Source organism: Eggerthella hominis, from assembly GCF_014287365.1.
Lineage (GTDB): Bacteria > Actinomycetota > Coriobacteriia > Coriobacteriales > Eggerthellaceae > Eggerthella > Eggerthella guodeyinii.
This window is the reverse complement of record NZ_JACOOA010000002.1, coordinates 479,536-492,733: the sequence shown is the minus strand read 5'-3', so window position 1 is coordinate 492,733 and position 13,198 is coordinate 479,536. Positions and strand designations below refer to the sequence as shown.

8 protein-coding genes are annotated in these 13,198 nt (G+C 66.1%); 6 read left to right on the top strand and 2 right to left on the bottom strand.

Annotated elements, in window-relative coordinates; translation table 11 throughout:
* Positions 1–15: 15 nt before the first annotated feature.
* Positions 16–1,626, bottom strand: coding sequence for a Tat pathway signal protein (locus H8S61_RS06860; RefSeq protein ID WP_255466499.1), 1,611 nt, complete (start codon positions 1,624–1,626; stop codon positions 16–18).
* Between the two features lie 153 nt (positions 1,627–1,779).
* Between H8S61_RS06860 and H8S61_RS06855 the strand changes: the two genes are divergently transcribed.
* The 5 genes from H8S61_RS06855 to H8S61_RS06835 all read left to right on the top strand — a co-directional run bounded on the left by H8S61_RS06855 (position 1,780) and on the right by H8S61_RS06835 (position 9,536).
* Positions 1,780–2,490 carry a response regulator gene (locus tag H8S61_RS06855; RefSeq protein WP_009305830.1) on the top strand — a complete coding sequence of 237 codons (711 nt, stop codon included), beginning with the start codon at positions 1,780–1,782 and terminating at the stop codon, positions 2,488–2,490.
* A gap of 6 nt (positions 2,491–2,496) precedes the next feature.
* A complete protein-coding gene (locus H8S61_RS06850) occupies positions 2,497–4,137 on the top strand; it encodes a sensor histidine kinase (protein ID WP_186938443.1) in 1,641 nt (546 codons plus the stop codon).
* Between the two features lie 86 nt (positions 4,138–4,223).
* The gene (locus H8S61_RS06845; RefSeq protein ID WP_186938442.1) at positions 4,224–5,096 is read left to right on the top strand and encodes a phosphoribosylaminoimidazolesuccinocarboxamide synthase; all 873 of its coding nucleotides are present in this window, start codon (positions 4,224–4,226) and stop codon (positions 5,094–5,096) included.
* A 74-nt stretch (positions 5,097–5,170) separates the two neighbouring features.
* Positions 5,171–5,806, top strand: a complete 636-nt coding sequence (locus H8S61_RS06840; protein ID WP_154333377.1) for a hypothetical protein — start codon at positions 5,171–5,173, stop codon at positions 5,804–5,806.
* Between the two features lie 10 nt (positions 5,807–5,816).
* Positions 5,817–9,536 (top strand): phosphoribosylformylglycinamidine synthase, encoded by a 3,720-nt coding sequence (locus H8S61_RS06835; RefSeq protein WP_186938441.1) that lies wholly within the window; start codon positions 5,817–5,819, stop codon positions 9,534–9,536.
* A 63-nt stretch (positions 9,537–9,599) separates the two neighbouring features.
* Here H8S61_RS06835 and H8S61_RS06830 read toward each other — a convergent pair whose 3' ends face one another.
* Complete coding sequence (locus tag H8S61_RS06830; RefSeq protein WP_186938440.1) at positions 9,600–11,057, bottom strand: helix-turn-helix transcriptional regulator; 1,458 nt, start codon at positions 11,055–11,057, stop codon at positions 9,600–9,602.
* Positions 11,058–11,282: 225 nt separating this feature from the next.
* Between H8S61_RS06830 and H8S61_RS06825 the strand changes: the two genes are divergently transcribed.
* Positions 11,283–13,106 carry an FAD-dependent oxidoreductase gene (locus H8S61_RS06825; protein ID WP_186938439.1) on the top strand — a complete coding sequence of 608 codons (1,824 nt, stop codon included), beginning with the start codon at positions 11,283–11,285 and terminating at the stop codon, positions 13,104–13,106.
* The last annotated feature ends 92 nt before the right edge of the window (positions 13,107–13,198 follow it).

Genomic DNA, 13,198 nt, shown 5'->3' with positions numbered 1-13,198 from the left:
GCGTTTGAGCCTGCGTTACCCGGCAGGCGTCCATACGCGGACGAGGCAGTACTTCTTCGCCTCGCCGTCGAGGGGTTTGTCGTCGACGTTCGTGTACGTGACCACGGTGTCGCGCGACCCGGTGGACGCCAGGTACTCGCCGTAATCGTCGGCGCCGCTTTTCACGTCGAACGCAAACCACTGGTTCGTGTCGAAGTTGATGCCCACGACCTGTGTCAGCGACTTTACCATGAGGTACGACCCGCACCAGGCGGGAGGTGCGGTGGGGTTGCGGCTGAAGCGGAACCACGGGGCGGCGCTGTAGTCGCCGTTCGTCACGGTGCTGGCCGGCGCGTACGTGCCCAGGCTTGCGATGCCGTCGCCGTACTGGTAGCCGGCATCGAACGAGAACATGAACCCGGTGTTGCCGTAGCCCGCCTCGAGCGGCTTCATCGACGTGGGCAGCGCCATGGTGTCGAGCGCCTCGCCCGTGTTCGCGTCCACGCGCACGAGCTGGTAGTGGATGGACGACGTGTCGGTGCGCGGCGTGATGACCACGGAATCGCCGGTGGCGTAGGGGGCCGTCGCCATGCGGCCGATCGAGGTCCACAGCGTCTCGGTGTCGGTCGCGCCCATCGTGGCGCGCTTGAACAGCGACGGTTCGGCCTTCTTCGAGCCGCTTGCCTTCGGCAGCACCTGCCAGAACGCGCGGTTGCCGACGGCGGCGATGGTGGGCATCTCCCATTCGCTGTCGCCCTCTTCCACGAGCGCGGGGTTGCCCAGGGAGGCGCCGTCGCTGCGCGCCGTGTACACGCGCCAGACGCCGTCGAGAATGTCGGCCTCGGCCCAGATGAGACCCGAGGACGTGGCGCGCACGTCGTAAATCTCGAAGCCCTCCTCGATGCCGACGGCCTGCTCCAGCACGATGGGGTAGTTCCCCGAGTTCAGCGCGAGCAGGGCCACCTGCGTCAGAGGCTTGCCGGTGTCGGTGGGCAGCAGGCACGCGGCCACGTCGTCGTCGCTTGCCCAGACGAGGGAGCCGTACGGCAGCTCGAAGTTGCCCACCTGGTTCATGAGCGTCGCGGGGTCGTCGACCGCGGCGAACGTATTGGTGAATTCCTCGGAGGTGGACGACAGCACCGCGCTCTCGGGCACCTCGAGCACCACGAGATTGTCGTCGGGATCGCTCTTCGTCTGCTCGATGATGACGGATGCGCCGCCGCCGACCGCTGCCAGGGCGCCCACGCCCAACGCGCCGTACAGGAAGTGGCGTCGGGTGAGCAGGATCTCCCCGCCGTTCGGCGTGGGGACGCGCACGCCGCCGTTGCCGTTGCCGCCGCCGTTCGAGGCGCCGCGCGGGGTGGGGGACGATGCGGCGGACGAGCGCCGATGCGTGCCGGCCGAGCCGATGGAGCCGCCGCTTCCGTACCCGGCGACGTTGCCGACGTTGGGCGCGCTGCTGCGATGGCTGCCGCCGCCGTGCGCACCGCCGTACCCGGCGACGTTGCCGACGTGACCGCCGCGCGAGCTGGTCTTGCCGCCGGCGTACAGCGCGCCCCCGTCGGAGGTTGCGCGCCTGTTCGCAAGGCGTTTCTTTGCAACGGTCGGTTTCGCGTGGTTAGCGTGTGTTGATCTGCGGGTTACCATGGTGTTTATTGTGTCATTTCACGCACAGGTTCAAGCGCCCTTCGGTCTAATTGCTACAATAAACGCAAACACGACCACTACGCTCGGAGCTGGTCTACGTAGGGAACGCAGGCGCGTGCTATCCGAGATGACAGCGAGCTTGAGGAGTGATCCATGAGCAACGAAACACGACGCATCCTTCTGGTGGAAGACGAAAAGGCCATCCGCGATGCCGTGACGGCCTACCTCGAACGAGAGAATTACTGGGTGACGGCGGTCGGCGACGGTCAGGAAGCGCTCGAGGAATTCTCGAAGCATCACTTTGACCTGGTTATACTCGACCTCATGCTGCCCCGCGTTCCGGGCGAGCGCGTCTGCCGCGCCATCCGCGACAACTCCGACGTGCCCATCATCATGCTCACCGCGAAGGGCGAGGTGGAAGACCGCATCATCGGCCTGGAGCTGGGCGCCGATGACTACCTGGTGAAGCCGTTCAGCCCGCGCGAGCTGGTCGCCCGCGCCCGCGCCCTGCTGCGCCGCGTGCACGCCGACTCCGAGCCGCAGCGCGAAGTGCTGGAGTTCGGCGAGCTCACCATCGACGTGTCGGGCCACAAGGTGCTCGTCAACAACGAGGAAATCGACCTCACCGCCAGCGAGTTCAAGCTGCTCACCACGCTGTCGCGGTACCCGGGCCGCGTGTACTCGCGCATGGAGTTGGTGGAGAAGGTGCTCGGCTACGACTTCGAGGGCTACGAGCGCACCATCGACTCGCACGTGAAGAACCTGCGCGCGAAGATCGGCGACAACCCGCGGAGCCCGAAGTGGCTGCACACCGTGCACGGTGTGGGCTATCGCTTCGAGGATCCCACGAAGGTTGCGCAGTAACCCAACGTGCGAGATACCAACGAACAGGCTCCTTCATCTGCCGCCGATGCACCTGAAGCATCGCAGCCTCCGGTTGTCGAGCGTTTGACGGTCGATGCGGATGGGAGCACCGGCGCTACGGGTCCCATCGTCGTGCCGCACGAAGAGACCGGCAAGAAGCGCCGCGGCATCCGATTCGGTTGGGACAATCTGACGTACACGACGCGCGTCACGGCGGCGTTCGCCTTCGTGGCGGCCATGACCGCGCTCGTGGCCATCGGCGTGCTGTCGTTCGTGTGGGAGCAGCACTTCCAGACGTACACGCAGGCCAACATCGAGAAGCTCGCCGAATCCACGGCCGAGCAGATCGCGGAGATATACACCGACACGGGCTCGTTCGACAACGAAGGCGTAAGCACGGTGGCTCGCTATGCGGCGAAGCTCAACGGCGTGGGCGTGATGATCGTCGACAACCAAACGGGTAAGCCGATATTCGACTCCTCGACGACGCCCGAGAACGGCGAACCCGGCACCATGCCGAACAGGGATTACAGTCGTGGTTCGCTTGCGCCTTCGGGTGCGGGCGACCAATTCGCCACGGCTCCCATCGTTTCCGATAACGTCGCCGTCGGGTCCGTTCGCATGTGGGTGTACGGTTCCGAAGCGCTCTTGAGCCAGACCGACGAGGAGTTCCGCGACAACTCGTACCAGGCCATGGTCTTCGCGACGGCGCTCGCCATCGTGCTGGCGTCGTGCATCGGCTTCCTGTTCGCCCGCACGCTGGTCAGCCCCATCAACCGCATGACCACCACGGCGAAGGCCATCAAGGAAGGCGACCTGTCGGCCCGTACCAATCTGCACGGCGAAGACGAGATCGCCCACCTGGGCGAGACGTTCGACGCGATGGCCGACTCCATCGAGCGCGACCGCGAGCTGGAGCGCCGCCTCACCACCGACGTGGCGCACGAGCTGCGCACGCCGCTCATGGCCATCCAATCCACCGTGGAAGCGATGGTGGACGGCGTGTTCGAGGCCGACGAGGAGCGTCTGGAAACGGTGAACTCCGAAGTCCAGCGCCTGAGCCGCCTGGTTGACGCCATCTTGAAGCTGTCGCGCCTGGAAAGCCGCTCCACGCCCATGAAGAAGGAAGTGGTCAACGTGGGCGAGCTGATCGCCGGCATCGTGGCCACGCACGAGGCGTTCGTGGCCGACTCGGGCCTCACGTTGAAGTACGAGATGGAGCAGGGCGTGCGCGTGCTGGGCGACGCGGACATGATCCGTCAGGCCACCGCCAACCTCATCTCGAACGCCGTGCGCTACACGCCCGAAGGCGGCCTGGTCACCGTGCGCGTGAAGCGCGGCGACATCATGGCGTCCATCAGCGTGCAGGACACGGGCATCGGCCTGTCGCCCGACGAGGCGAAGATGGTGTTCTCCCGTTTCTGGCGCGCCGACGCGGGCCGCACCCGCGAAAGCGGCGGCCTCGGCATCGGCCTGTCCGTGGTGAAGGAGATCGTCGAGCGCCACAACGGCTGGGTGCAGGTGGAAGGACGCAAGGGAGAGGGCGCGTGCTTCACCATCCACATCCCGCTGTACCAGGGCGACGATCCGCAGCGCGGGCAGAAATCGCAAAAATCGCGCGGGAAGTCGCGTAAAGATCAGAAATAGACGATAATAGGGCGCGCCGACGGAGAAGGGGAGCGCCGACCGCCGCATCGCGTGCGGCGTTTCGAGAGAGCAACGAAAGGACCAGCATGACCGGAATCGACATCAAGCCTGATGCGCAAGGGAAAGTCCGCGACCTGTACGATCTGGGAGACAAGCTGCTGCTTGTGGCGACGGACCGCATCTCGGCGTTCGATTACATCCTGGAGGACGAGATCCCCCACAAGGGCGCGGTGCTCACGCAGCTGTCGTGCTTCTGGTTCGAGCTGTTGGACGGCGTGGTGGAGAACCACCTCATCTCCTCCGACGTGGCCGACCTGCCCGAGCAGTTCCAGCCGTACGCCGACTACCTGCGCGGACGCTTCATGCTGGTGAAGAAGGCCGACATGTTCCCCGCCGAGTGCATCGTGCGCGGCTACCTGGCCGGCAGCGGCCTCAAGGAGTACGAGAAGCAGGGCACCGTGTGCGGCATCGAGCTGCCCGAAGGCCTCGTGAACTCGTCGAAGCTGCCCGAGCCCATCTTCACGCCGTCGACGAAAGCCGAGATCGGCGACCATGACGAGAACATCAGCTTCGAGCGCCTCGTGGAGATCATCGGCGAAGAGGACGCCTCGCAGCTGCGCGATCTGTCCATCAAGGTGTACTCCACGGCGCGCGACCATGCCGAGAAGCAGGGCATCATCATCGCCGATACGAAGTTCGAGTTCGGCCGCCTGAACGGCCAGATCATCCTGGCCGACGAAGTGCTGACCCCCGACTCGTCCCGCTTCTGGCCGGGCGACGAGTACGCCGAGGGCGCCGACCAGCCTAGCTTCGACAAGCAGTTCGTGCGCGACTGGCTGAACGCCAACTGGGACCGCCAGGGCAACCCGCCCCGCCTGCCCCAGGACATCATCGATCGCACGAGCGAGAAGTACATCCAGGCCTACGAGCGTATAACGGGTAGGAAGTTCGCCTACTAAGAACGCGTTAGTCGAGCGGAATGCGTGCGGCCAAGGGGGCTGCGCGCATTCCGTCGTTGAAGGAGCAATAACCTATGTCCCAGCGCAATCCCATGAACGACCGGTACCAGACCGATGAGCACCAGGGTCAAACGCGTAAGAGCGCGGCCTCCATGAAGCCGAAGTCGAAAGCGGCTTCGTCGGTGCGCGTGCAGCCCACCGTGAAGACGAAGCAGCAGAAGAAGGCCGACAAGAAGGCTGCTCGCACGAAGCAGACCGAGATCGACCGGCAGTACTACAACCCGCCCACCGCGGAGTACAAGCGCCTCCGCAAGATCTGGTGGGGCCTGCTGATCGGCGCCATCGTGATGACGGCGCTGTCGTGGGTCGGCCGCTCCTTCCTTCCCGAGGCGGCCACGTACGTGGTGCTCGGCCTGGCGTACGTGTGCATCATCGGCGCCCTGTACGTGGACTTCTCGAAGATCCGCAAGGTGCGCCGCGCGTACCAGGAAGAGATGATGGCCAAGAAATCCAAGGAGATGCGCGCCGCCGAGAAGCAGCAGAAGGCTGCTCAGCGCGCCGCGAAGCAGGAGGAGGCCGAGAAGCCGGCCATCGAGGAGCAGCCGAAGAAGCGCGGTCTGTTCGGCAGCGGGTTCCGCCTGAACAAGGCCCAGGCGGCCAAGACCGAGAAGCAGGAAGCCGAAGCGGCCGAGAAGGATTCGACGAAGTAAGGTGGGGACCATGGTTTCTCGTGTCTACGTGGAGAAGAAGCCCGGTTTTGACGGCGAGGCCCAGCAGCTCAAAGAGGAGCTGCGCAGCCTGTTGGGCGTCGAGGCGCTTGAGAATCTCCGCATGGTGAATCGCTACGACGTGGAGGGCATCTCGGACGAGCTGTTCGAGCAGTGCGTGCCCACCGTGTTCAGCGAGCCGCAGTCCGACAACGTCGTTGCCGCAGAAGACCTGACGCACGGGGACGCGTTCACGTTCGCCGTGGAGTACCTTCCCGGCCAGTTCGACCAGCGCGCCGACTCGGCAAGCGAGTGCATCCAGCTGATCAGCCAGGGCGAGCGCCCCGAGGTGCGCAGCGCCACGGTGTACCTGCTGGAGGGCGCGCTGTCCGACGACGACATCGCCGCCATCAAGCAGTACGTGATCAACCCTATCGAGGCGCGCGAGGCGTCGCTCAAGACGCGCGAGACGCTGCACATGGAGCAGCCCGTGCCCGGCATGGTGGAGACGGTCGAAGGGTTCCTGGAGCTCGACGAGGCCGGCCTGGCGGCGTTCATCGCCGATCGCGGCTTGGCCATGGACGTGGCCGACATCGTGTTCTGCCAGCAGTACTTCGCCGAGGAGGGGCGCAACCCCACCATCACCGAGATCAAGATGATCGACACGTACTGGTCCGACCATTGCCGCCACACCACGTTCGGCACCGTGCTGGACAACGTCGTGGTGGAGGACGAGGCCGTGCAGGCTGCGTTCGAGCAGTACCTGGCGATGCGCCATGAGCTGGGCCGCGACGAGAAGCCGATGTGCCTCATGGACATGGGCACCATCGGCGCGCGCTGGTTGAAGGCGCGCGGGGTGCTGACCGGTTTGGACGAGTCCGAGGAGATCAACGCCTGCACCGTGAGGTGCAAGGTGGACGTGGACGGCGAGGAGCAGGACTGGCTGTACCTGTTCAAGAACGAGACGCACAACCATCCCACCGAGATCGAGCCGTTCGGCGGCGCGGCCACCTGCGTGGGCGGCGCCATCCGCGACCCCTTGTCGGGCCGCAGCTACGTGTACCAGGCCATGCGCGTGACGGGCGCGGCCGACCCGCTGGTCCCCGTGTCCGAGACGCTGCCCGGCAAGCTGCCGCAGCGCAAGCTGGTGACCACCGCGGCCGCCGGCTACTCCTCGTACGGCAACCAGATCGGCCTGGCAACCGGCCAGGTGAACGAGTTGTACCACCCCGGCTACGCCGCGAAGCGCATGGAGATCGGCGCCGTGGTGGGCGCCACGCCGGCCGACCACGTGCGCCGCGAGACGCCCGCGCCGGGCGACGTGGTGGTGCTGCTTGGCGGCCGCACCGGCCGCGACGGCATCGGCGGCGCGACGGGCTCCTCGAAGGCGCACAAGCTGGAATCGCTCGAGAGCTGCGGCGCCGAGGTGCAGAAGGGCAACGCGCCCGTGGAGCGCAAGATCCAGCGCCTGTTCCGCCGCAAGGACGCGTGCCAGCTCATCAAGCGCTGCAACGACTTCGGCGCGGGCGGCGTGTCGGTGGCCATCGGCGAGCTGGCCGACGGCCTGCTCATCGACCTCAACAAGGTGCCCAAGAAGTACGACGGCCTGGACGGCACCGAGCTGGCCATCTCCGAGAGCCAGGAGCGCATGGCCGTGGCGCTGGCACCCGAGGACGTGGACGCGTTCATCGGCTACGCGCACGAGGAGAACCTCGAAGCCACCCCCATCGCCACGGTGACGGAGGAGGCGCGCGTACGCATGGAGTGGAACGGCTCCACCATCGTGGACGTGAGCCGCGCCTTCCTCAACAGCAACGGCGCGGCGAAGCACCAGGACGTGCGCATCGTGCGCGGCGGCGCTTACGAGCGCACCTGGGCGGGCGACACGCTGGCCGAGCGCATGACCTCGCTGGTCACCGACCTCAACGTGTGCTCGAACAAGGGCCTGTCCGAGCGCTTCGACTCCACCATCGGCGCGGGCACGGTGCTCATGCCGTTCGGCGGGTTGCGTCAGCTGACGCCGGCGATGGCCATGGTGGCCAAGCTGCCCGTGTTCGGCGAGACCACCACGGTCAGCGGCATGGCCTGGGGTTTCAACCCGTACCTCACCGAGGCCAACCAATTCACGGGCTCCTACATCGCCGTGGTGGAGAGCGTGGCGCGCCTCGTGGCCGCCGGCTTCCTCCACGAGGATATGTACCTCACGTTCCAGGAATACTTCGAGAAGCTGCGCGACGAGCCCGAGCGTTGGGGCAAGCCCACGGCCGCCGTGCTGGGCGCGCTGATGGCGCAGGTGGATTTGGGCATCGGCTCCATCGGCGGCAAGGACTCCATGTCGGGCAGCTTCGAGCAGCTCGACGTGCCGCCGACGCTGGTGTCGTTCGCGACGGCCGTGGGCTCGGTGGATCGCGCGACCTCGCCCGAGTTCAAGCAGGCGGGCAGCCGCGTGGTGCGCATCGCGCCCGCCGCGTACGACGGCGTGACGCCCGATGCCGCCGGTCTGGTGGAGACGTTCAAGCTGGTGGAGCGCCTGATCGGTGACGGCGCGGCGCTGGCCGTGTCCACGCCGGGCTACGGTGCCACGGCCGAGGCCCTGTTCAAGATGTGCGTGGGCAACGGCATCGGCGTGAAGCTGGCCGACCGCGTGACCGCCGACGAGCTGTTCGCGCCGTCGTACGGCAGCTTCCTCGTGGAGCTTGCGCCGTGCATGGAGCTGCCGACCGCGTCCGACGCCGTGTGCGTGGGCGAGGTGGGAGAGACGACCGAGGCCTACGCGTTCGCGGCGTGCGGCGAGGTTATCGACCTTGCCGAGTTGCAGGAAGCGTGGGAGGGCCATCTCGAGCCGGTGTTCCCGTACCGCGCCGAGGGCGCTGCCGTGGAGGCGGTGTCCTTCGACGGCGCCGCGCCGCTCGTGTACAACGGCATCGTCGCGAAGCCGCGCGTCGTCATCCCCGTGTTCCCGGGCAACAACTGCGAGTACGACTCGGCGCGTGCGTTCGAGCAGGCGGGTGCCGTGGCCGAGACGATCATCATCAACAACCTCACGCCGGACAAGGTGGCCGAAAGCACCGAACAGCTGGTGCAGGCCATTCGGAACAGCCAGATCATCATGCTGCCCGGCGGGTTCTCCGGCGGCGACGAGCCCGACGGCTCGGCGAAGTTCATCACGGCGTTCTTCCGCGCCCCGGCCGTGACCGAGGCGGTGCGCGACCTGCTGCAGAACCGCGATGGCCTCATGCTGGGCATCTGCAACGGGTTCCAGGCGCTTGTGAAGCTGGGCCTCGTGCCGTTCGGCGACATCCGTCCGATGGACGAGACGTGCCCCACGCTGACGTTCAACGACATCGGCCGTCACCAGAGCCGCCTCGTGCGCACGCGCGTGGCGTCGAACCTTTCGCCGTGGCTGAGCCGCTGCGAGGTGGGCGACATCCACACGGTGCCGGTGAGCCACGGCGAAGGCCGCTTCGTCGCAAGTCCCGAACTGGTTGCCGAGCTGCGCGCGAACGGCCAGATCGCCACGCAGTACGTGGACGAGCAGGGCGTGCCGTCGATGAGCCTCGAGGTGAACCCGAACGGGTCCGTGCTGGCCATCGAGGGCATCACGAGCCCCGACGGTCGCATCCTGGGCAAGATGGGCCACAGCGAGCGTCGCGGCTTGGGCCTGTACCAGAACGTCCCCGGCGACCGCTACCAGCAGCTGTTCGAAGGCGGCGTGGGGTACTTCACGGATTAGGCGATCCTTCAGAGCGATCTGCTTTCAAGCGCGGCGCACCTTCGGGTGCGCCGCGCTCTTCCTTTAGCGCCAATCGTTGACGAACGTTCGCACGTCCTCCTTCGAGTGCACGTCCAGCTTGGCGTACAGGTGCTGCACGTGCACGCGCAGCGTGCCGTGGGCGATGTACAGCGTCGACTCGATCTCGGCGAACGACTTGTTCTCCGCCACCAGGGAGAGCACCTCTTCCTCGCGGTGGGTCAGCCCGTATTGGCGGGCGATCATCGCACAGCGGTACGCGCGGTCTTGCAGGTAGTCCCGCGTCGCCAGCTGCTCGATTTCCACGCCTTCGCCATTCGACACTTTTCGCAGCGCCTTGATGCCCCAGGTGCTGGTGAACGTGTTCTTCGTCAGCAGGAACATGCTGAGCGCCACGACCAGCAGGGCGGTGAGGCTCATCACGACGTCGACGAGGGGAAACGTCGTATGGAAGCTCGCGTCCTTCAGCCAGTTGCCGAACAGGGCGCTGGGGGCCGACATGATCACGTACACCGATTGGACGATGCCGAACAGCCACTCGACGCGCGCTTTGTAGCGGAAGCAGATGGTGCTCAGCGCGAAGAAGACGTACAGCATCAGGCCGTAATATCCCACGCTCACCAGCAGCTTTCCCGTGCCGAACGAGTCGTCCAGCCCTCCGATTCCGCACAGCAGCAGCGCGGCGACCACGAAAAGCGAGGACGCTTTGGCGATGACGTTCTCGTCGAAGTGCGAGAACAGGGCCGTGACGCACAGCAGGATGACGCAGGAGGCCGCGAGGCGGCCGAACTCGCTGGGCACGCGCGCGTTGCCTTCGTAATGCGACACGAGGCCGAACGCGAACGAGAATACGAGGATCAGCAGGATCGGCTGCCAGGGGATTTTCCAGTCGACTCCTTCCTCGGCGAGGTCGTCGGCGTCTTTCGGCAGGCGGGTGCTCAGGACGAGGAGGCCGCAGCTGAGCGCGGGAAGCGTCAGCAGCGCGACGAACAGCGCGGCGTCGCCGAGCGCGCTGACGAGGAAGTACACGCATGCGGCCAGCGCCATCGACCCGGCGTAGGCGATCCAGGCGGTTCGGGGCCGGTGCGCCGCGATCTGGATGTTCCACATGAGGAACATCCCGACGGTGGCGAGGCTGGAGGCGGTGATGGCGCACACGTCCACGGCGAAGAGGGACGTGCTCATCGCAAGGAGCTCCAGCAGGGGGAAGAGCGCCCCGAGCACGCCGCAGGCCACGACGACGGCCCTGCTCCACAGCGTGCGGCCGGTTGCGTGCACGAACCACGCGAGGGCGATATAGCACAGGGCGCACAACACCGACATGATGAACAGGCGCGAAACGGGCGACGAAAGCGATGCGATGTCGAGGTTCTTCTCGAGGGAAGCGGCGAGCGAACTCCAGGCGATGAACAGGCCGAACCCCAAGAGCCTGGCCGGGAACAGCTCCACCGGGCGCGTGCGGCCGTCGCGCCTGCGGGGGAGAGATGTGTGCTCGTCTGGCATCCTTCGACTTCCTATCCGACCGTTCGTGCGAAGCGCTCCCTGAGATTTTACCAATATACGGGGCCCGTCGCGGGCCCAGTTTGGGGGAGACTAGAAAAATAAGCTGGCATATAGACGCCCGAAATAGTCTCCCACCTGGCGCTTCATGGGCTACCTTGGGTGGCGCAATCGGCGTGACCGCGCCGCTTGCGTAGGAAGAGAAGTTGAAGGAGAGGGAGACGATCCATGAAAGAGAAAGCGAACGTATCGCGCCGTGAAGCCTTGAAGCTTGGAGCGGGAATGGTTGCGGGCGCGGCGGTGTGCTGCGCCGGGCTGTCGGCGACGGGTTGCGCGCCCGCGCAGAGCGCCGCTGCCGAGGGAACCGGGGCTGCGGCATCCGCTTCCGACGCCGCGACGGGCGGCACGCGCTTCGCCAAAGCGACGAACGCCGACGAGATCGGCATCGTGCACGACGTGCAGGTCGAGGAAGATGCCGATGTCGTGGTGGTGGGTGCGGGCATCGCCGGCGTCGTGTGCGCGATGGTCGTGGCCGAGCAGGATCCGGAGGCGAAGGTCATCCTCGTCGAAGCCCAGGGCGTGTGCGGCGGCGGCGCGAACTACGCCGAGCAGCCCGACATGCCCGCGGAGGGACGCGACTGGATCACGGCGGCCCGATACGGCGAGGAAGCGGCAACGGCCTCGCACTTCGTCAAGGACGGTCGCCTCATCGCCGAGCGCGCGTACGACATGGGCCGCAACAGCGCCTGGCTGTTCACGAAGCACGGCGTTCCGCTCACCATCAAGAACTTCGAAAAGCTCAAGACGGTGCTGGACGCCTTCGAGGCGGGCGAGCCCGTCGCCAAATGGAACGGCATCGCGGGGTACGAGGGCGGCAACGGATCGCTGACCATCCAGCGCCTCATCGGCGAGATCGACAGCGACGCGACGTATGCGAACGTCGAGATCAGAACGAACACGCGCGGCATCGCGCTGCTGCTCGAGGACGAGACGACCGTCTCGGGCGTTCAGGTGAAGAGCAAGAACGACTACGTGAACCTTAACGCCAAGGCGGTCGTCCTGGCGTGCGGTGGCATGTCCAACAACCTGGAGCTGCTGCAGCATTACAGCAACCAGGAGCTCGAGCACTGCGTGTCGGTGGAGCAGGGACACTACGGCGACGCCATGGTCATGGCGGAGCAAACGGCGCACGGCCGCTGCAAGACCATCGCGCTGTCCAGCATGCAGGCCTACGTCGACGGCATGCATTACCAGTCGTGGCTGTGCCTGGCGGCGGGCGAGACGAACACGGCCCTGTTCGTCAACCAGGAAGGCGAGCGCTTCGTCAACGAGGACATGAGCCGCATTTCCGACCAGCCTACGCGCGGCGGCATCAACCGCAGCAAAATCGTGGAGGGACAGGGCGCGGTCTACTCCATCATGGGAAGCGGCCTGCTGGAGTACTACAAGCAGAACAAGGTGGATGCCGAGAGCTTCTACGGCGACGGTCAGGCCGAACGTCCCTTCGACCTCGATGCCGACCTGGAGGAATACGCCGACAACGAGAACCTCTTCGTCGCCGATACCATCGAGGAACTTGCCGAGAAGATCGGCGTTCCGAAGGACGCCCTCGCGCAGACCGTCGCCACGTACGATGCCGATGCGGCGGCGGGCGTTGACTCGGCGTTCGCGAAGGACCCCCAGTACTTGGTGCCGATGGGCGACGGCCCCTTCTACGCGTTCAAGCTGAGCTCGCTCATCGTGAACACGAACGCCGGCATCCGCGTCGACCACGACTGCCGCGTCGTCGACCAGGACTTCAACCCGGTTGGGGGCCTCTACGCGATCGGCGTCGCCATCTCCGGCTTCGTTGACGACCTGTACGAGACGGGCAACTGCCAATGCGTCTCCATCTGGAGCGGCAGCAAGGCGGCGCGCTCCCTGGTGGAGCAGCGCCTCGGCGGCACCGTCGCCGACGACTGGTTCGGGCCTGCGGAGTGGAACGCCAGCGCGGATCTCCCCGCCTTCGCCAACGAAGACGAGTACCAGAACTACGTAGCCGCGTTGGCGTAGCCACGACCGCAGTGCAGCGGCAGCGGTTCCGCATACCTCGGTTATACCGGCCGGCGTCCCCCTTGGGGCGCCGGCCTTGCTATACTGGTGGC